Annotated in this window: 20 protein-coding genes; 1 reads left to right on the plus strand and 19 read right to left on the minus strand. The window is 69.6% G+C overall.

Annotated elements, in window-relative coordinates; all coding sequences use genetic code 11:
- Positions 1–16 precede the first annotated feature (16 nt).
- The gene (locus BDK63_RS09855; RefSeq protein WP_183331469.1) at positions 17–931 is read left to right on the plus strand and encodes a YihY/virulence factor BrkB family protein; all 915 of its coding nucleotides are present in this window, start codon (positions 17–19) and stop codon (positions 929–931) included.
- Between the two features lie 14 nt (positions 932–945).
- Here the strand turns inward: BDK63_RS09855 and BDK63_RS09860 are convergent, their stop codons facing one another.
- From BDK63_RS09860 to BDK63_RS09950, 19 genes are all read right to left on the minus strand, one after another.
- A complete protein-coding gene (locus tag BDK63_RS09860) occupies positions 946–1176 on the minus strand; it encodes a lipopolysaccharide assembly protein LapA domain-containing protein (RefSeq protein ID WP_183331383.1) in 231 nt (76 codons plus the stop codon).
- A gap of 68 nt (positions 1177–1244) precedes the next feature.
- Positions 1245–2669, minus strand: a complete 1425-nt coding sequence (locus BDK63_RS09865) for a phospholipase D family protein (protein ID WP_183331385.1) — start codon at positions 2667–2669, stop codon at positions 1245–1247.
- A 159-nt stretch (positions 2670–2828) separates the two neighbouring features.
- Complete coding sequence (locus tag BDK63_RS09870) at positions 2829–2984, minus strand: hypothetical protein (protein ID WP_183331387.1); 156 nt, start codon at positions 2982–2984, stop codon at positions 2829–2831.
- A gap of 124 nt (positions 2985–3108) precedes the next feature.
- Entirely contained in the window at positions 3109–3777 is a 669-nt protein-coding gene (gene ureG, locus BDK63_RS09875) for an urease accessory protein UreG (protein WP_183331389.1), read from the minus strand.
- 41 nt (positions 3778–3818) lie between these two features.
- Positions 3819–4514, minus strand: a complete 696-nt coding sequence (locus BDK63_RS09880) for an urease accessory protein UreF (protein ID WP_183331391.1) — start codon at positions 4512–4514, stop codon at positions 3819–3821.
- Entirely contained in the window at positions 4504–5040 is a 537-nt protein-coding gene (ureE, locus tag BDK63_RS09885) for an urease accessory protein UreE (protein ID WP_183331393.1), read from the minus strand. The genes BDK63_RS09880 and ureE overlap by 11 nt, the downstream gene beginning before the upstream one ends.
- Before the next feature lie 68 nt (positions 5041–5108).
- On the minus strand, positions 5109–6824 hold the full coding sequence (gene ureC / locus BDK63_RS09890; RefSeq protein ID WP_183331395.1) for an urease subunit alpha: 1716 nt from the start codon (positions 6822–6824) through the stop codon (positions 5109–5111).
- Positions 6821–7147 carry an urease subunit beta gene (locus tag BDK63_RS09895; protein WP_183331396.1) on the minus strand — a complete coding sequence of 109 codons (327 nt, stop codon included), beginning with the start codon at positions 7145–7147 and terminating at the stop codon, positions 6821–6823. The genes ureC and BDK63_RS09895 overlap by 4 nt, the downstream gene beginning before the upstream one ends.
- A 10-nt stretch (positions 7148–7157) precedes the next feature.
- Positions 7158–7460, minus strand: coding sequence for an urease subunit gamma (locus tag BDK63_RS09900; protein ID WP_183331398.1), 303 nt, complete (start codon positions 7458–7460; stop codon positions 7158–7160).
- 27 nt (positions 7461–7487) lie between these two features.
- Complete coding sequence (locus BDK63_RS09905) at positions 7488–8381, minus strand: urease accessory protein UreD (RefSeq protein ID WP_183331400.1); 894 nt, start codon at positions 8379–8381, stop codon at positions 7488–7490.
- 280 nt (positions 8382–8661) lie between these two features.
- Positions 8662–9360 (minus strand): urea ABC transporter ATP-binding subunit UrtE, encoded by a 699-nt coding sequence (urtE, locus tag BDK63_RS09910; protein ID WP_183331402.1) that lies wholly within the window; start codon positions 9358–9360, stop codon positions 8662–8664.
- Positions 9360–10196 carry an urea ABC transporter ATP-binding protein UrtD gene (gene urtD / locus BDK63_RS09915; RefSeq protein WP_183331404.1) on the minus strand — a complete coding sequence of 279 codons (837 nt, stop codon included), beginning with the start codon at positions 10194–10196 and terminating at the stop codon, positions 9360–9362. The genes urtE and urtD overlap by 1 nt, the downstream gene beginning before the upstream one ends.
- Positions 10193–11338: an urea ABC transporter permease subunit UrtC gene (gene urtC, locus BDK63_RS09920; RefSeq protein WP_183331406.1), complete on the minus strand. Its 1146-nt coding sequence runs from the start codon at positions 11336–11338 to the stop codon at positions 10193–10195. The genes urtD and urtC overlap by 4 nt, the downstream gene beginning before the upstream one ends.
- Positions 11339–11341: 3 nt before the next feature.
- Complete coding sequence (urtB, locus tag BDK63_RS09925) at positions 11342–12940, minus strand: urea ABC transporter permease subunit UrtB (protein WP_183331408.1); 1599 nt, start codon at positions 12938–12940, stop codon at positions 11342–11344.
- Positions 12941–13021: 81 nt separating this feature from the next.
- Complete coding sequence (gene urtA / locus BDK63_RS09930) at positions 13022–14365, minus strand: urea ABC transporter substrate-binding protein (protein WP_183331410.1); 1344 nt, start codon at positions 14363–14365, stop codon at positions 13022–13024.
- Between the two features lie 357 nt (positions 14366–14722).
- Positions 14723–16213 carry a tripartite tricarboxylate transporter permease gene (locus BDK63_RS09935; protein ID WP_183331412.1) on the minus strand — a complete coding sequence of 497 codons (1491 nt, stop codon included), beginning with the start codon at positions 16211–16213 and terminating at the stop codon, positions 14723–14725.
- Positions 16214–16234: 21 nt separating this feature from the next.
- On the minus strand, positions 16235–16717 hold the full coding sequence (locus BDK63_RS09940; protein ID WP_183331414.1) for a tripartite tricarboxylate transporter TctB family protein: 483 nt from the start codon (positions 16715–16717) through the stop codon (positions 16235–16237).
- A 109-nt stretch (positions 16718–16826) separates the two neighbouring features.
- A complete protein-coding gene (locus tag BDK63_RS09945) occupies positions 16827–17822 on the minus strand; it encodes a tripartite tricarboxylate transporter substrate binding protein (protein ID WP_183331416.1) in 996 nt (331 codons plus the stop codon).
- Between the two features lie 150 nt (positions 17823–17972).
- Positions 17973–18740, minus strand: a complete 768-nt coding sequence (locus tag BDK63_RS09950) for a response regulator (protein WP_183331418.1) — start codon at positions 18738–18740, stop codon at positions 17973–17975.
- Positions 18741–18783 lie beyond the last annotated feature (43 nt).

Below are 18783 nucleotides of genomic sequence, written 5' to 3' on the forward strand. Positions count from 1 at the left end.
GAAACTCGCCCGCCGAATGCTATCGCGCCAAGCGTTCTTGACTCTTCTGCCGCGGGTGGGACGCTTCCTGTGGCGGGTGATCACGGCCTTCCTGCGCAACCGCGGCATCCTGCTGGCCGGCGGCGTGGGCTACAACATCCTGCTCTCCATCGTGCCGCTGTTCGCGCTGCTGGTGGTGCTGCTGGCCCGGGTGGTGGACGAGGCCCACCTGCTCGGCGTGCTGTCGGTCCAGGCGCGCCACCTGGCGCCGGCCCATGCCGAAGTGCTGCTGGAGGCGGTACGAGCGCTGCTGGACTCCCGCGAGGTGATCGGCATCCTCGGCTTTCCGGTGCTGCTGCTGTTCAGCTCCTTCGCCTTCCGCATGCTGGAGGACGCCCTGGCGATCATCTTCCATGCCCCGGACACCCATCCCCACGGCCGCAGCGCCTGGGTCTCGGTGCTGATGCCCTACGCCTTCATGCTGGTGCTGGGGGCGGGGCTGATGGCGCTGACCCTGCTGGTGACCCTGGCCAGTTCGCTCAATGCCCTGTGGCTGGCACTGTTCGACCGCGAGCTGCCGCTGGCCGGATTCTCGGAGACCGCGCTCAACCTGACCAGCTTCCTCGGGGTCTTCCTGCTGTTCAGCGCCATCTACAAGGTGCTGCCGGTGGTGAAGGTCGCGCTGCGGCGGGCGATCGTCGGCGGCCTGGTGGCCGCCCTGCTGTGGGAGGGGGTGCGCCTGCTGCTGGTCTACTACTTCGCCAACATCTCCTTCGTCAATGCCGTCTACGGGTCGCTGGCCACCCTGATCGTGGTGCTGCTGAGCCTGGAGGTGGGCGCCATCATCCTGCTGCTGGGCGCCCAGGTGATCGCCGAACTGGAGCGCAATGCGCGGCTCGGCCTGGCCTGGCACGTCGACCCGCGCCGCCAGGCGGTGACGCACGTCGATTGACCCCGGGAGGCGTCTCAGGGGCGCTTCTCGTGCCCTTCGCCACGGCGGCCCAGCCTGCGCACCAGGCCCATCAGGCTCCTGCCGCTGACCATCCCCAGCAGGTAGATCACCACCAGCAGCAGGGCCAGGGGCAGCGACAGGCTCCAGGTCAGGAAGCGCACCTCCACCACGGCGATGTTCTGCACGAAGAGGATCAGCACCAGAGCCGTGATGATCAGCTTCACGGCCAGCAGCAGCTTGTCCATGCCCGTTCTCCTTGTCGAATCGGCCCTTCCAAGCTGGCCGGCGGCCGGGGCGCTGTCAAGGCGCGCCCTCAGAAGGTGGAGAGCCCGGTGGCCTCCATGATCCGGTAGCGCAGCCGCTGCCAGGGGGTGGCGTCATCGAAGGCCGCGAAGGGTTCGCTGGTGGTGCGCTCGGGGGAGCTCTGCCAGCGCCGCTCGAAGAACGCCGCGGCATCCTGGATCGCCGGCGCGTCCAAGGGGCCGGCCAGGCGCACGCTGGTCTCCAGGTTGAGGTCGTCGAGGTTGCGCCGGGTGAAGTTGGCCGAGCCGAGGAGCAGCTCGGCCTCCCCGCCGTCGGCGGGACGGCGCAGCATCAGCTTGCTGTGGCACTGCTCGCCGCGGGTGGCACACCAGCGCACCTCGATGCCGGCCGCGACGAGCTCGCGGGCCACCGGCCGGTTGGGAATGCCGCCCTTCTCCAGGCCGAAGGCATCGCGGTTGGGATCGAGCAGCGCACGCACCCTCACCCCTCGTCCGCTGGCCGCCTGGAGCGCCTCGATCACCTGGCGATGGGCGAGATAGAACACCGCCAGGTCCAGCCGGTCGCCCTCGCCGCTGGCGTCGATGGCAGCCAGCAGGGCATCGCGGATGGCGCTCTCGGTGAGCAACTGCAGGCGCGAAGCGTCGTCATCGGCGGTGGCATCCCGCTGCGCCGGTGCCGGCAGCGCCACGCCCGACCAGCCGGCCACCGCCCGCTCGGAGGCCAGCAGGTCCAGCGCCGCCGCCCCCTCGAAGCGCAGCGCCACGTTGCCATGGAGGCTGCTGGCGTCGTGGGGGTTGGCCGAGGTCACCAGCCCCGCCCAGCCGTCGCCACGATCCACCACCAGGGTCTTGCGATGGTTGGCATTGAAGTTGAGCAGCGCCAGGTAGCTGCGCAGCGAGACCTGCCCGGGCCCCAGGGCGTTGGGCAGCCAGCCCGCCCGGGCGCTGTTGCCGAGCCAGCGCGGCCCCAGGTGCCAGACGCCCGACCATAGCGGGTTGGAGGCACGCAGCCGGTTGAGGTCGGTCAGCACCACGGTGATGCCGGCCCGGCGCAGGGCCTCCAGGTGGTCGAGCTCGAGGCCCCCGTAGAGGGTGTTGAGCGGGTCGGTGATCACCACCGCCTCGAGGCCGGGATGGCGCCGTTTCTGCTCGACCAGGGCGTCGGTCAGCTCCGTGGAGAGCGGCCGGAAGTCGTCGCCCTCGCTGCCCCCGGCGAAGTCGTTGAAGAGGAACATGTCCAGCACCACCAGGCGCCGGGCCTGCCCCACCAGCGCCAGCACCTCGTCGAAGATGGCCTGGTCCAGGTGGCGCTCGCCCTCGGCGTCGAACCAGGACTCGTCGGCCAGGAAGCGCACCTCGCCGGCGGGACGCTCCGGCCAGGCCCGCCCCACCCCCTCCGGCAGCGGCTTGTAGCGCTGCCAGGCGCCCATGGCGACCCAGGCCACCAGCAGCAGCGTCACGATCCATGGCCACATGCGTCGCCTCCCCTGCACTCTCTGTCCCATGCGGGCCCACTCCCTGCCGTGAACGATCGCCGTGGTCCGCGGCGTCGGAAGGGCAGCATAGCGCCTGGCGAGCCGAAACGCAGCGCGCCCGGCCGAGGCCGGGCGCTTGGGACGGGAAGGCGGCTGGCGTCAGCGGCTCAGGCGCGGCTTACGGCGCCGCCGCACCAGGCGCGCCAGGGGCACCAGCGCCACCAGGCCGAGCAGCGAGATCGCCAGCACCGCCAGCATCACCGGGCTGCCGGTATGGGCATGCACCGCGGGGGCGTCGTGGCCGGGGTGAGCCATGGCCGCTCCCGCTGTCAGCAGCAGAGGCACGGTCACGACAGCGCGAGCCGCTGCCGATACGCGAGGGGTCGAGGATGTTTTCATGGGGCGATCTCCTGGATGATGGCAGTCGGGGGAAAGGGGCTCAGGCAGTGGCCCGGGATTCGGACGGGGCGTCTGTCGGTGGCCGGCGCTCCGGCGGCCGGCGCTCCGGCAGCATGCCGCGCTCGAGGATGAACCGGATGATGGTCTCGAGCCCGACGCCGTCGTAGAGGTTGGTGAAGACGAAGGGGCGCTCGCCGCGCATGGTCTTCGAGTCGCGCTCCATCACCTCGAGCGAGGCATGCACCTGCTCGGCGATGTCGATCTTGTTGATGATCAAGAGGTCCGACTTGGTGATGCCCGGCCCGCCCTTGCGGGGGATCTTGTCGCCGGCGGAGACGTCGATCACGTAGAGGGTGAGGTCCGAGAGCTCGGGGCTGAAGGTGGCCGAGAGGTTGTCGCCGCCGGACTCCACCAGCACCAGCTCCAGGCCCGGGTGGCGCGCCTGGAGCTCGTCGATGGCGGCGAGGTTCATGGAGGCGTCCTCGCGGATCGCCGTGTGGGGGCAGCCGCCGGTCTCCACGCCGAGGATGCGGTCGGCGGCCAGCGCCTCGTGGCGCAGCAGGAAGTCGGCGTCCTCGCGGGTGTAGATGTCGTTGGTGACCACGGCGATATCGTAGTGGTCGCGCAGGGCAAGGCAGAGCTGCTTGAGCAGCGCCGTCTTGCCGGAGCCCACCGGGCCGCCGACGCCGACACGCAGGCAATGGGTCATGGTCGTATCTCCTGGTTGTACATTGTTCACTTCTGAACACGTCAGCTTCTGAACAGGCGCGAATACTGGGTCTCGTGCAGGGCGCTGGCCAGCGCCAGGCCGTGCAGCGCCGGGCCGAGGGCGTCGTCATCGAGAGTGAGGGCCTCATCCACCGCGGCGACCAGCGCCGGGCGAAGCTGCTCGACGAGGCGCTGGGCGGCGGTGTGGCCCAGGGGCAGCGCCTTGCAGGCGACGGCCAGCTGGTTCTCCAGCCAGGCCCAGGCGAAGCCGAGCAGCGCCTGGCGCACGGGAATGCCGCGCACCCGGGCTGCCCAGGCAAACACCGTCACATAGCCCGCCCCCTCCGGCAGCGCCGGCAGATCGCCTGAGCGATCCGGGGGCAGCAGCGCGAGGCTGCCCAGCAGACGCGTCAGCGATGCCCCGAGGCGCGCATCCTCGGCGGCGAGCTCCGCCGTCTCGCGGTTGGCGGCAAGCCAGGCGTCCCACTCGGCCAGGGCCTCGCCGTCGCCTTCCGACCAGGCGGCATGCAGGCGCGCCAGCGCCGGCAGCTCGCAGCGGGTCAGGCCATCCTCGAGCACGCCTTCCAGCCAGTCGCCGAGGCTCACCTCGTCGGTCACCCAGCCCAGCTCGAAGGCGCTCTCCAGCCCCTGGGAGAAGGCGAAGGCGCCGATGGGCAGCGCGGGGCTGACCCACTGCAGCAACCCGAGCAGGGCCAGGTCGTCGGGCTCAGTGCTCATGCGCGTGGCCATGGGCATGGGAGTGGCGGTGGTCGTGGCTATGTGAATGGCCATGTCCATGGCCGTGCGAGTGGCCGTGCCCGCCCAGCTGCTGGTAGGCGCCGGGCTCCGGGTCGAATCGGGCCTGGTGGTGCTCCAGCCGCGCGCCGAGCCGTTCGGCCAGCTCCTCCAGCACATGGTCCGGCGGAAAGCGCACGTACCCACCTTCCTCGTCCTCGCCCAGCGACAGCTGCACATGGCGGTTGCCCAGGTGGTAGGCGAGCCGCGCCAGGGGCAGGCCGGCGGCGATGCGGGCGGTGACCACCGGCTCCGCGGCGGCACGGATGCGCACCACCTCGCCGCTCTCGGCGCGCAGCCCCTCGCCGTCGCGCAGCACCGGGCCGCGGTCCAGGAAGAGGCCGAGGTCGCGGCCGGCGTCGCTCGTCGCCTTGAGGCGGCCGCGAATACGTAGCTCATAAGGCAGCGTCAGGGTGTCGGTGGCCCGGTCTGCCTCGATGGGGCCCAGGCGTTCGGTCAGTGTCAGCATTGGCATCGCCTCTGGTGTCTTTTGCGGCTGATCCGGCGCCGCTCGCCTCGGTTGTCATGGCCTGCGGCTCAGAACAGGTGGTAGCGCTGGGCCAGGGGCAGCTCGGTGGCGGGCTCGCAGGTCAAGAGCTCCCCGTCGCAGTGCACCTCGTAGGTCTGGGGGTCGACGCTGAGCGCGGGGCAGGCGTCGTTGAGCTTCATGTCGCCCTTCCTCACTCCGCGCACGTTGCGGCAGGCGGAAAGCTCGCTGGCGAGTCCCAGCCGCTCCTTGATGCCGGCGTCCAGGGCCGCCTGGCTGACGAAGGTCAGGCGGGTCTGGCTGGCGGCGCGGCCGAAGGCCCCGAACATCGGCCGGTAGTGCACCGGCTGGGGGGTGGGGATCGAGGCGTTAGGGTCGCCCATGGGGGCGGCGGCGATCATCCCCGCCTTGAGGATCAGCGCCGGCTTGACGCCGAAGAAGGCCGGCTTCCAGAGCACCAGGTCGGCGAGCTTGCCCACCTCGATGGAGCCCACCTCGTGACCGATCCCGTGGGTGATGGCCGGGTTGATGGTGACCTTGGCGATATAGCGTTTCGCCCGGAAGTTGTCGGCGCCGAGGGCCTCGTCCTCGGGCAGCAGCCCCCGCTGCACCTTCATCTTGTGAGCGGTCTGCCAGGTGCGGCAGATCACCTCACCGACGCGACCCATGGCCTGCGAATCCGAGGCGATCATCGAGATCACCCCCAGGTCCTGGAGGATGTCCTCGGCGGCAATGGTCTCGCGGCGGATGCGCGAGTCGGCGAAGGCCACATCCTCGGGGATGTTGGGGTCCAGATGGTGGCACACCATCAGCATGTCCAGATGCTCGTCGATGGTGTTGACCGTGTAGGGCCGCGTCGGATTGGTGGAGGACGGCAGCACATAGGGCTTCGAGCAGGCGGTGAGGATATCCGGCGCATGGCCGCCCCCGGCCCCCTCGGTGTGGTAGGTGTGAATGCAGCGCTCCTTGAACGCGGCCAGGGTGTCCTCCACGAAGCCCGACTCGTTGAGTGTGTCGGTGTGGATGGCGATCTGGACGTCGTAGCGCTCGGCCACGGCGAGGCAGTTGTCGATGGACGCCGGAGTGGTGCCCCAGTCCTCGTGGAGCTTGAGGCCCATGGCGCCGGCCTCGAGCTGCGCCTCCAGGGCCTCGGGCAGGCTGGCGTTGCCCTTGCCCAGGAAGCCGATGTTCATGGGCAGGTCGTCCACCGCCTGGAGCATCTTGCCCAGGTGCCACTCCCCCGGGGTGCAGGTGGTGGCGTTGGTGCCGGTGGCCGGCCCGGTGCCGCCGCCCAGCATGGTGGTGATGCCGCTCATCAGCGCCTCCTCCACCTGCTGGGGGCAGATGAAGTGGATATGGGCATCGATGCCACCGGCGGTGAGGATCCTGCCTTCACCGGCGATCACCTCGGTGCCGGGGCCGATGACGATCGCAACGTCGGGCTGGGTGTCGGGATTACCGGCCTTGCCGATGGCGGCGATCCGCCCGGCCTGGATGCCCACGTCGGCCTTGACGATGCCCCACCAGTCGAGGATCAGGGCGTTGGTGATCACGGTATCCATGACGCTGTCGTCATGGCGCTGGCTCTGGCCCATGCCGTCGCGGATCACCTTGCCGCCGCCGAACTTCACCTCCTCGCCATAGTGGGTGGCGTCCCGCTCCACCTCGATCCACAGCGCGGTATCGCCGAGGCGCACCCGGTCGCCCACCGTGGGGCCGTACATGTCGGCATAGGCCTGACGACTGATCTTGTTGACCGACTTCATGACGCGTCTCCCTTGCCTTCCAGCGCACCCATCACCTCGCCCCGGAAGCCATAGACATGGCGACGGCCGGCATAGGGAATCAACGTGACCTCGCGGGTCTGGCCCGGCTCGAAGCGGATCGCGGTGCCGGCGGCCACATCGAGGCGATGCCCCCGCGCCCGGTCGCGATCGAAGGTGAGCGCCGGGTTGGCCTCGGCGAAGTGGTAGTGGGAGCCGACCTGGATCGGCCGGTCGCCGGTGTTGGCGACCTCGAGGGTCAGGCGATCACGCCCCTCGCAGAGCGCGATCTCGCCCTCCTTCAGCTGGTATTCGCCAGGAATCATCGCAAGCTCCTCAGACAATCGGACCATGAACGGTGACCAGCTTGGTCCCATCCGGGAAGGTGGCCTCCACCTGTACCTCGTCGACCAGCTCTGCCACCCCCTCCATGACGTCGTCGCGGGTCAGGATCTCGCGGCCGGCGCTCATCAGCTCGGCCACCGTGCGGCCGTCCCGGGCCCCCTCGAGGATCTCGAAGCTGATCAGCGCCACCGCCTCGGGGTAGTTGAGCTTCAGGCCCCGGGCGCGGCGGCGCTCGGCCAGCTGGGCCGCCATGAACAGCAGCAGCTTGTCCTTGTCTCTGGGGGTCAGTTCCATGGCGTGGTCTCCGTCGAAGGTGAGTGGTCAGGTCAGCCAGATACGCGGCACCTGGGCCGGAAGGCCCAGCAGCCGGGGGCGAAGCACCCGCCAGGCGGCCTCGCAGAGCGCCCAGGCCTCGCGGCACTCCTGGCCCAGGTAGCGCAGCAGCAGCACGCCGTGGCGCACGGTCACCGCCCAGCGAGTCGAGGTGGGAAGCGCTTCACGCAGTGCCTCGATGGCCTCGCCCTCGTCATCGAGCCCCACCGCCCAGAGGGTCGCCTGTACGCTGGCACCGCCCTGCCCCCAGCGCCCCGTGAAGCGCGGGTGGGCGGGGTCCAGCGGCTGGCGCTCGAGCCACAACGGCTTGCCGTCGCGAGTGAGTCGGAAGCACTGCTCGATGCGACCCGAGGCATAGGGCAGCCGGCTTGCCGGACGCCCCAGGGCCATGACCTCCCAGCCCAGGCAGCGGGCGCTGCCGGCCAGCTCGATGGTGGTCCGCTGCTCGCCCCGGGCCCCGTCGAAGGCGATGGTCTCCTGAGGCAGCCACTCGAGGGTGGCACCCTCCTCCACCCGCAGGTGCGCCTGCTGCCGCCAGGCCACGCCGTGGCTGTCGGCGCGATAGAGCTTGTTGGCGGCGGGCGTGGTCAGCAGCGCCCGGGCGCCGCTCTCGACGCCGACATCGATGCTCAGGGCGTCGCCGCTGACCAGGCCACCCGGCGGGTGGAGCAGGTAGAGGTGGCAGGTGCCCTGCGGGCCCTCCGGGTAGAAGGGCCGCTGCACCCGCAGTGGGCCTTGATGGCGGGCATGAACCAGGCGGGTCACCGCATGGCGGGAGGCGAAGCCCAGATCCAGGGAGGACTCCCAGCGGCGCCCCGCATCGAAGCGATGGCCGGAATCCGTCGGCGGAGTGGCATCCAGGGAGGTCTCGAAGGCGGTCATCGGCGGCTCGTGGTCCAGCGGGTCTGATCAGTTTTCAGCAAGGGGCGTACCAGAATGGGGAGGGAGATATTTTTCTTAATATATTCAGTAATTTGAAATATATCCCGAAGCCAGGCCGGCGGCGCCCTCGCCCTCTCGCGGTGCATCAGGGCGGGCCGCCACGCACCTCGCGAGTGCGGGCGCACGGGCGGGCAGGCCATAAAGGTGCAAGGCGCCACCTGCGAATCACGGGGGCGCCTCGATGCTCGGCGCTCGGCGCTCGGCGCTCGGCGCTTCAAGCCTAGACCGTCAAGTGCTCCCTGATCAGCGCATCGGTCAGCTCGCCGATCGGCCCCCTGGCCACCGGCCGTCCGCGGTCCATGATCACGAAGCGGTCGGCGTACTTGCGGGCGAAGGGCAGCTTCTGCTCCACCAGCAGCACGGTCAGGCCGTCCTCCTGGATCAGCCGGCGGATCACCTCGCCGATCAGGGTGACGATATTGGGCTGGATCCCCTCCCCCGGCTCGTCGAGGATCAGCAGGCGCGGCTCGAGCACCAGCGCCCGGCCGATGGCCAGCTGCTGCTGCTGGCCACCGGAGAGGTCGCCGCCGCGGCGATGCCTCATCTCCTCGAGTACCGGGAAGAGCTCATAGATGCGTTCGGGAATGCGCTTCAGGCCATCGCTGCGGGCAGCCAGGCCCGTGCGCAGGTTCTCCTCCACGGTGAGCAGCGGGAAGATCTGCCGCCCCTGGGGCACGTAGCCGATGCCCAGCCGCGAGCGCGCCTCCACCCGCTGGCGGGTCAGCTCCACGTCGTCGGCGAAGCGGATGCTGCCGGAGGCGATGCCCACCTCGCCCATGATCGCCTTCATCAGGGTGGTCTTGCCCACCCCGTTGCGGCCCATCACGCAGGTGCACTCCCCTGCCGGCACCTCGAGGTCCAGGTCCCACAGGGTGTGGCTCTCGCCGTAGTACTGGTTGAGCGTGTCGATGGTCAGCATCAGGCCGGCTCCTCGTCTTCCGCGCCCAGGTAGACTTCCACCACCCGGGGATCACTGGCCACCTGGTCCATGGTGCCCTCGGCCAGCACGCTGCCCTGGTGGAGCACCGTCACCTGGCGGGCGATGGAGCGCACGAAGCCCATGTCGTGTTCCACCACCACCACCGACTGCTTGCCGGCCAGGCCGGTCAGGAGCTCCGCGGTGCGCGCCATCTCCTGCTCGGTCATGCCGGCCACCGGCTCGTCCACCAGCAGCAGCCGCGGCCGCTGCATCAGCAGCATGCCGATCTCCAGCCACTGCTTCTGGCCGTGGGAGAGGATGCCCGCCGGCCGTGCGCGCAGCTCGGCCAGGCCGATGGTGACCAGCACCTCCTCGATGCGATCGCGGATCTCCCCGCTCATGCGCGCGGTGAGTGTCGGCAGGATGCGCTTGTCGGCGGCCATGGCCAGCTCCAGGTTCTCGAACACCGAGAGCGCCTCGAACACCGTGGGCTTCTGGAACTTGCGCCCGATGCCGAGGCTGGCGATCTCCGGCTCGTTCATGGCCAGCAGGTCGTGGCGGCTGCCGAACCACACCTGGCCGCTGTCGGGCCGGGTCTTGCCGGTGATGATGTCCATCATGGTGGTCTTGCCGGCGCCGTTGGGGCCGATGATGCAGCGCAGCTCGCCATCGTCGATGGTCAGGTTGAGCCTGTTGATGGCCTTGAAGCCGTCGAAGCTCACCGTGACGTCCTCCAGGTAGAGGATCGGGCCGTGGCGCACGTCCACCGGCGAGGTCGCCGGGACCAGGAAGTCGAAGACGCGATCGCGGTCGGCCAGGGATCTCAGGAGACTCATGCGGATACCTCACTGCCGGTGGGTTCGTCATCATCCGGCCGTCGCCGACGCCTGATCCGCCAGGCGAGCAGGCCGGCCACGCCCCTCGGCAGGAACACCGTGACCAGCACGAAGAGCCCACCCAGGGCGAACAGCCAGGCGTCGGGCATCACCCCGGTGAACACCGTCTTGGCGTAGTTGACGAGTATCGCCCCGATCACCGCGCCATAGAGGGTCGCGCGCCCGCCCAGCGCCACCCAGAGCACGATCTCGATGGAGAACAGCGGCGAGAACTCGCTGGGGTTGATGATGCCCACCTGGGGCACGTACAAGGCGCCGGCGACCCCCGCCAGCATCGCCGAGACCACGAAGACGAACAGCTGGACGCGCTCGACCCGGTAGCCGAGGAAGCGGGTGCGCGCCTCGGCATCGCGGGTCGCCACGCAGACCCGCCCCAGCTTGCTGCCGACGATGGCGCGGCACAGCAGATAGCCCAGCGCCAGGGCCACGCCGCTGGCCAGGAAGAGCCCGAGGCGAGTCTGGTCACTGCGCAGGTTGAAGCCGAGGATGTCGCGGAAGTCGGTCAGCCCGTTGTTGCCGCCGAAGCCCATCTCGTTGCGGAAGAAGGCCAGCATCAGGGCGAAGGTCAGCGCCTGGGTGATGATCGAGAGGTAGACCCCGGTGACCCGGGAGCGGAAGGCCAGGAAGCCGAACACCAGCGCCAGCGCGCCCGGGGCCAGCAGCACCATCAGGAAGGCGAACCAGGCCATGTCGAAGCCGGCCCAGTACCAGGGCAGCGCATCCCAGTTGAGGAACACCATGAAGTCCGGCAGCTCCGGGTGGCCGTAGACCCCGCGGTCGCCGATCTGGCGCATCAGGTACATGCCCATGGCGTAGCCGCCCAGGGCGAAGAAGGCGCCGTGGCCGAGGCTCAGGATGCCGAGATAGCCCCACACCAGGTCCACGGCGACGGCGAGCAGCGCGTAGCTCAGGTACTTGCCGAAGAGGTTGACGGTATAGGCGTTGACGTGGAGCGGATGGCCCTGGGGCAGGGCCACATGCAGCAGCGTCACCAGGGTCATGGCGGCCAGCAGCACGGCCAGGAACAGCTGCGTCGAGCGCTCCGCGAAGGGGCGCGTCAGCCAGAATCTCGAAGCCTGCATGGGTCAGCCCTCCGCCGCGCGGCCCTTCTGCGGAAAGAGTCCGCGGGGGCGTTTCTGGATGAACAGGATGATGAAGACCAGCACGATGATCTTGGCCAGCACGGCGCCGGCCCAGGGCTCCAGCACCTGGTTGATCACGCCCAGCGACAGGCCCGCCACCAGGGTGCCCCAGAGGTTCCCGACGCCGCCGAACACCACCACCATGAAGGAGTCGATGATGTAGTTCTGGCCCAGGTTGGGCCCGACGTTGGTGAGCTGGGAGAGCGCCACCCCGGCCAGGCCCGCGACCCCGGAGCCCAGGGCGAAGGTGAGGATATCGACCCGGGTCGCGCGGATGCCCATGGAGCGCGCCATGGCGCGATTCTGGGTCACCGCCCGCACCTCGAGCCCGAGCCGGGTGCGGCGCATGATCAGCATCAGGCCGGCGAACACCGCCAGGGCGAAGCCGATCACCACCATGCGGTTGAGCGTCAGCGACAGGGCGTCGTTGATGGCGATGGAGCCGCTCATCCACTCCGGCGAGACCACCGTGCGGTTCTGCGGCGAGATCACCGTGCGCACCAGCTGCTGCAGGATCAGGCTGATGCCGAAGGTGGCCAGCAGGGTCTCCAGCGGCCGGCCCTTGAGGAACTGGATCACCCCGCGCTCGATGGCGATGCCGGCCAGCGCCGCCACCAGGAAGCCGGCGGGGACCGACAGCACCAGCGCCAGGCCCGGCTGGCCGGGCAGCAGCTGCTGCATGGCCCAGGTGGTGTAGGCGCCGAGCATGATCAGCTCGCCGTGGGCCATGTTGATCACCCCCATCACGCCGAAGGTGATGGCCAGGCCGATGGCCGCCAGCACCAGCACCGAGCCCAGCGACAGGCCGAAGTAGAGGGTCTCGGCGGCGCGGTTGACCTTGATCATCTGCTCGATGCCGTTGAGGGCGCTTCGGGCGGCATCAACCAGCACCGGGTCGTCGCCCGAAGCCGCACGGGCAAGTGCCACCCGCACGCGAGGATGCAGGCTGCCCTCGAGGTCCGCCACCGCGGCCACCTCGCCCTGCTCCAGGCGGTGGATGGCCAGTGCCTGGCTCAGCCGCTGGCGTACCCGGGCGTCCTCCTCGCCCTCGATCACCTCGGCCAGGGGACCGGCCAGGTCGGCGTCCACCTCGCCCAGCAGCCGCTCGGCGGAGGCGCGGCGCAGCGTGAGGTCCGGTGCGTAGAGGTCCACCACGGCGATGGCGCTGCGCAGCTGGTTGCGCAGGGCATTGTTGATGCCGATGCGGTCCAGGTCGCGGCGCGACATCTCGCCGAGCGGCTCGCCGGTGAGGGCATCCTCCACCGGCCAGTCGCGGCCGCGGTTGTCGAGCACCACCACGAAGCGGCCGTCGTCGGCGCGCTGCAGTCGCCCGTCGAGCAGGGCCTGCAGCCAGCCGCGGGCCCGTTCGTCGTCGCTCTGCACGATGGCTTCGATGCCGGCGGCCTTGTCGGCAAAGGAACCGACGTCCAGCGCCTCGAGCAGCGCGATGGCGGCCGAGTCGTCGTCGGCCGAGGGCTGCGCCTGGGCGCCCAGGGGCACGGCCAGCAGCGACAGCAGCCAGAAAAAAAGGAGACGCCTCATGGGTTCATCCTTCACGGTAGGGAGAAGCGAAAAGGGTCAAGCGGGCGTGCGCCCCGCCGGACGGCGGGGCGGGTGAGGGCGTTACTCGGCCAGGGCGGCCTCGGCCTCCTCGGCCGCGGTGCTGCCGCCGCAGGAGCCGCTGGCGACGTTGTAGTTGCCGCAGCGCATCGGGGCGCGCCAGTCGGCAATCAGGTCGCGGGACCCCGGCAGGTAGTCGGACCAGGCGTCGCCGACCACGGTGGAGGGCGTCTGCCAGACGATGTCGAACTGGCCGTTGTCCTGGACCTCGCCGATCAGCACCGGCTTGGTGATGTGGTGGTTGGGCATCATCGCCGCATAGCCGCCGGTCAGGTTGGGCACGGCCACGCCGATGATCGCGTCCTTGACCGCATCCACCTCGGTGGTGCCGGCCTTGCGCACCGCTTCCGCCCACATGTTGAAGCCGATGTAGTGGGCCTCCATGGGGTCGTTGGTCACCGCCTCCTCGTCGCCGGTCCACTCGATCCAGGCGTCGATGAAGTCGTAGTTGGCGTCGGTGTCGACGCTCATGAAGTAGTTCCAGGCGGCCAGGTGGCCGACCAGCGGGCCGGTGTCGATCCCGGTCAGCTCCTGCTCGCCCACCGAGAAGGCCACCACCGGGATATCCGCGGCGTCGATGCCCTGGTTGGCCAGCTCGCGGTAGAAGGGCACGTTGGCGTCGCCGTTGATGGTGGAGACCACCGCGGTCTTCTTGCCCTCGGAGCCGAAGCGGCGGATCTCGGCGACGATGTTCTGCCAGTCGGAGTGGCCGAACGGCGTGTAGTTGACCAGGATGTCCTCCTCGGCCACCCCGAACTCCTCCTGAAGGTAGGCCTCGAGGATGCGGTTGGTGGTGCGCGGATAGACGTAGTCGGTGCCGGCCAGCACCCAGCGCTCCACGCCGACCTGGTCATGCAGGTAGTTCACCGCCGGGATGGCCTGCTGGTTGGGCGCCGCCCCGGTATAGAAGACGTTCTCGGAGGACTCTTCCCCCTCGTACTGCACCGGGTAGAAGAGCAGGCCGTTGAGCTCCTCGAAGACCGGCAGCACCGCCTTGCGCGACACCGAGGTCCAGTTGCCGAAGACCACGTCCACCTCGTGCTGGGCGAGCAGCTCCCGGGCGCGCTCGGCGAACAGCGGCCAGTTGGAGGCCGGGTCCACCACCACTGCCTCGAGCTGGCGGCCGAGCAGGCCGCCCTCCTCGTTCTGCTTCGCGACCAGCATCTCCACGGTGTCCTTGAGCACCGTCTCGCTGATGGCCATGGTGCCGGAGAGCGAGTGCAGGATGCCGACCTTGATGGGATCCTCCTGGGCAAGGGCCTGGCCACCGGCCCCCAGCAGGGAGGCGGTCAGCAGCGCAGTGGTCAGGGGGCGCAGTCGCAGCGTCTTGCGATGGGACAGGGTCATGAGAATCTCCTTGCTCCCCGAGGGGGGGGTCGTTGTTGTGTGGCAACAAGACAAAGCAAGGGCTGCGCCATCAGGCGACATTCCCACGAAAGATTCGATATAACAGCAGGTTGCTTGACGGGACCGGCGGCTCGTCGGCGCCGGGCTGCACCCGTCCGGTGCAGGAGACCCGGGGGCGCGGCCGTCCCGTGCACCGCGCCTGCCGCACCGCCCGCCCCGCTGCACTCCCGCGGTGCACGCCCCGGCCCGGAGCGATGCAACCGGGGCCCTGGCGCTCGAGGCCACCTCCCGGCCCACCATGCAACAGGGGCGCCGACGGTAGCGGCGCCCCTGTCGAGGGTCACGGCAGGCGAAGGCTCAGGCCAGGGCGCGCTGCAGGGCCTTCCTGGCCAGCGGCAGCGCCAGGGAGAGCAGCGCGATGACCAGCAGCACCAGGGAGATCGGCTTCTCGACGAAGATCATCCAGTCGCCGCCGGAGATCTGCAGGGCCCGGCGCATGGACTCCTCCATGATGTTGCCGAGGATCAGCGCCAGGATCAGCGGCGCGGCCGGGAAGCCGAACAGGCGCATGCCCAGGCCCAGCAGGCCGAAGCCGAGCAGCAGCAGCAGGTCGAAGACGCTGAAGCTCATGCCGTAGACGCCGATCATGCAGAAGATCAGGATCAGCGAGAGCAGCAGCGGGCGCGGCAGGTCGAGGATCCTGGCGATCAGCGGGATCAGCGGCAGGTTCAGCACCAGCAGGAAGATGTTGCCGATGTACATGCTGGCGATCACCCCCCAGAACACGTCCGGGCGCTGCTCGAGCATCATCGGCCCGGGGGTGACCCCCATCACCAGCAGCGCGCCGAGCAGCACCGCGGTGGTGCCCGACCCGGGCACGCCCAGGGTCAGCAGCGGCACGAAGGAGCCGGTACAGGCGGCGTTGTTGGCGGACTCCGGCGCCGCCACGCCCTTGATGTTGCCCTTGCCGAAGGTGTCGCCGTCCTTGGCCAGGCGCTTCTCCATGCTGTAGCCGAGGAAGGAGCCGATCGTCGCGCCGGCCCCGGGCAGCACCCCGGTGAAGAAGCCCAGCACCGAGCTTCTGCCGATGGGCCCGGCGATCTCCTTCACCTCGCCCCGCGTCAGCCTGAGCGAGCCGATGGCGTTGCGCGGCTGCTCCTTGCCACCGCCGCCGCGCAGCAGCATGACGAACACCTCGGCCAAGGCGAAGATGCCCAGCGCCACCACCAGGAAGTCGATGCCGTCGAGCAGGTGGGCCGAGCCGAAGGTGAAGCGCTCGGTGCCGGTCTGCAGGTCGATGCCCATGATCGAGATCATCACCCCGACCACCGCGGCGATCAGCCCCTTGACCAGCGACTTGTCGGAGAGCGAGACCACCGCGGTCAGGCCCAGCACCATGAGGGCGAAGTACTCGGCCGGACCGAAGCTGACCGCCACCTTCGACAGCAGCGGGGCCACCAGCATCAGGAAGACGATGGAGATGGTGCCACCGATGAAGGAGGCATAGGCGGCGATGGCCAGGGCCTTGCCGGCCATGCCCTGCTTGGCCATGGGATAGCCGTCGAAGGAGGTGGCCACGGTGCCTGCCACGCCCGGCGCGTTGAGCAGGATCGACGAGGTGGAGCCACCGAAGATCGCGCCATAGTAGACCCCCGCCATCAGGATCAGGCCCGACGAGGGCTCCATGGCGAAGGTGATGGGGATCATCAGCGCCAGCGCGCTGATCGGCCCCAGGCCGGGGAGCATGCCGATGATGGTGCCGGCGAAGACGCCGAAGAAGACGTAGGCGATATTCATGGGCTCCAGCGCGATGCCGAAGCCGTACATCAGGTTGTTCAGGGCTTCCATGGGATCACTCTCTCCGGCCGGTCAGAACGGCAGCACGCCGGTGGGCAGGTAGACGTCCATGACCCGGGTCATGGTCAGGTAGAGGGCCAGCACCACCCCGAGGATGGCGGCCAGGTTGACCCCGTGACGGCGATAGCCGTAGTAGGCGGTCAGGCCGACACCCAGCAGGGTGGAGGCCAGCACGAAGCCCACCGGCACCAGCAGCAGCGCATAGGCGGCGATCGCCAGGGCGGTGACCACCACCCGGGACCAGGGGCGCAGCAGCAGCGGCCGGGCCTGTTCCTCGGGATCGGGCGCCGGCGGTGCGTCCTGGGCCTGGGGGCGCTCGAGGAACAGCAGCAGCGACAGCCCCAGCAGGGTGAAGCCGAGCACCTTGGGAAAGAGGTCGGAGTCGATGGGACGCGGCAGCGGGAAGGCCGGGATCTGCCAGGCCATGGCCAGGTAGCCCAGTGCCACCAGCGCCAGGAGCAGCGCCAGGATCTGGTTGGAATTGAGTCGTGTCATGGGAATCGTTCCCGGCCCCCGCCCAGGCGGGACGGGGGACCAAATGGCTGAGGTCGGGTGGCCCGCCCCGGGGAGACGGGGCGGGCGGGGATCGCGGGGTCAGGGAGGCTCAGTCGCCGAGCAGGCCGAGATCGCCGAGCACGCCGCTGAACTGCGCCTGCTGGGCGTCGAGGAAGTCACCGAAGGCCTCGCTGTCCTGGTAGGCGTCGAGCCAGCCGAGCTGGTCACGGGCCTGCTGCCAGCCGTCGGTCTCGAGCATCCGTGCGAAAAGATCCTCGTAGTAGGCCACGGCCTCGGCGGGCATGTCGGGGGTGCCCATCACGCCGCGCCAGATGTCGAAGGTGTAGTCGATGCCCTGCTCCTGGTAGGTGGGCACCTCGGCCAGCGGGCCGCCCATGCGCTCCGGTGCCGAGACCCCCAGGGCGCGCAGCTGGCTGCCCTCGCCGAGCTGGCCGGCCGCCTCGCCCGCCCCGGTGATCACCGCCTCGACGTGGCCGCCCATCAGGCTGGTCATGGCCTCGCCGCCCCCGGAGAAGGGGATGTAGTTCACCTCGGCGGCGTTCAGCCCGGCGGCCGAGGCCAGGCCGGCGATGGAGATATGGTCCATGGAGCCCGGGGCACTGCCGCCGCCGACGCTCAGGCCCGGGTCCGCCTCGAGGGCGGCGAACAGATCGTTGAGGTCCTGGTACTCGGAGTCGGCCGGCACCAGCACGATGGAGTAGTCGGTGATCAGGCGCGCGATCGGGGTGAAGTCGGTGTGGTCGTAGCGCGAGGTGCCGGCCAGCGGCACCAGGATGATCGGCGGGCTGGTGGCGAAGAGCTTGTGAGGGTTGCCGCTGTCGCGGGCGATCTGGGCCCAGGCCACCGCGCCGCCGCCGCCCGGCACGTTGATGGCGGCAAAGCTGCGCTCGGCGAGCCCCTCCTCCTGGATCACCCGCGAGGTAGTGCGCACCAGGGTATCCCAGCCGCCGCCGGGGTTTGCCGGGGCGATGAACTCGATATTGCGGGTCGGGGTCCACTCCTCGGCCTGGGCGGCGCCACTCAGGCCGGCCAGGGCGGCGATGGGCAGGACGAGGGCGGCAAGGCGTGTGGTCTTGACGGTCATGGCGTTCTCCGGACGATTCACTGTTGTTGTCTCGGCTCGATGCGTCGGGGCACCGGCATGCGTCAGGAACGTTAGAAGAGCCGAACGGTCACCACAAGTTTATGACCATAAACGATAAAAAGGTCGTTCTGGTCATTGTGTTCATTCTGCTCACGCCCCGCCCTCTCCCCGCCAGGGCCCCGCGTCGCCGGTCAGCCGGTAGCGGCGCTCCGGCCGCCCCACATCACCATAGCCCAGCTCGGCGGAGGCCACCTGTACCGAGACCAGGAACTCCAGGTAGCGACGGGCCGTGGAGCGGCTGGCGCCGATGTGGCGGGCCACCTGCATGGCGGAGAGCGCGGCCCCGGCGGTCTCGATGGCCGCGACCACCGCCTCCAGGGTCAGCCGGTCGATGCCCTTGGGCAGGCTGCGGGAGTCCGCGGCCGGCCTGGCCTCCGGCCGCAGCCGGGCCAGGGCGCGATCCAGCTCGTCCTGGCTCATCTCCCCCTGGCCCGCCAGGGCCGTGCGCTCGCGGCGGAAGCGCGCCAGCATCTGGGCCATGCGCGAGGCCTCGGTGGGCTTGATCAGGTAGTCGAAGACGCCGCCGCGCAGCGCCTCGCTGATGGTATCCACCTCCCGGGCCGCCGTGACCATCACCACGTCCATGTGCAGGTGGTCGCGGCGCAGCATCCACAAAAGCTCCAGCCCCTCCACGTCCGGCAGGTAGGCATCGAGCAGCACCAGCTGGATACGCTCGGCATCCCGGGCCAGCAGCGCCCGGGCCTCGGCGGCGGAGCGCGCCATGCCCACCACGCGGAAGCCCTCGCTCTGCTCGATGAAGGCGCGGTGGATCTCGGCGATGCGGAAGTCGTCCTCGATGATCAGGACCCCGTACTCCGCGGGGGATCGGTCTCCGGCGTCATGGCCGTCGTGTCGCATCGGCTCTCCCCTGGTGTCGTGATTGTCGTGTCGGCATGCCCGC

The organism is Halomonas campaniensis, from assembly GCF_014193375.1.
Classification (GTDB): domain Bacteria; phylum Pseudomonadota; class Gammaproteobacteria; order Pseudomonadales; family Halomonadaceae; genus Halomonas; species Halomonas campaniensis.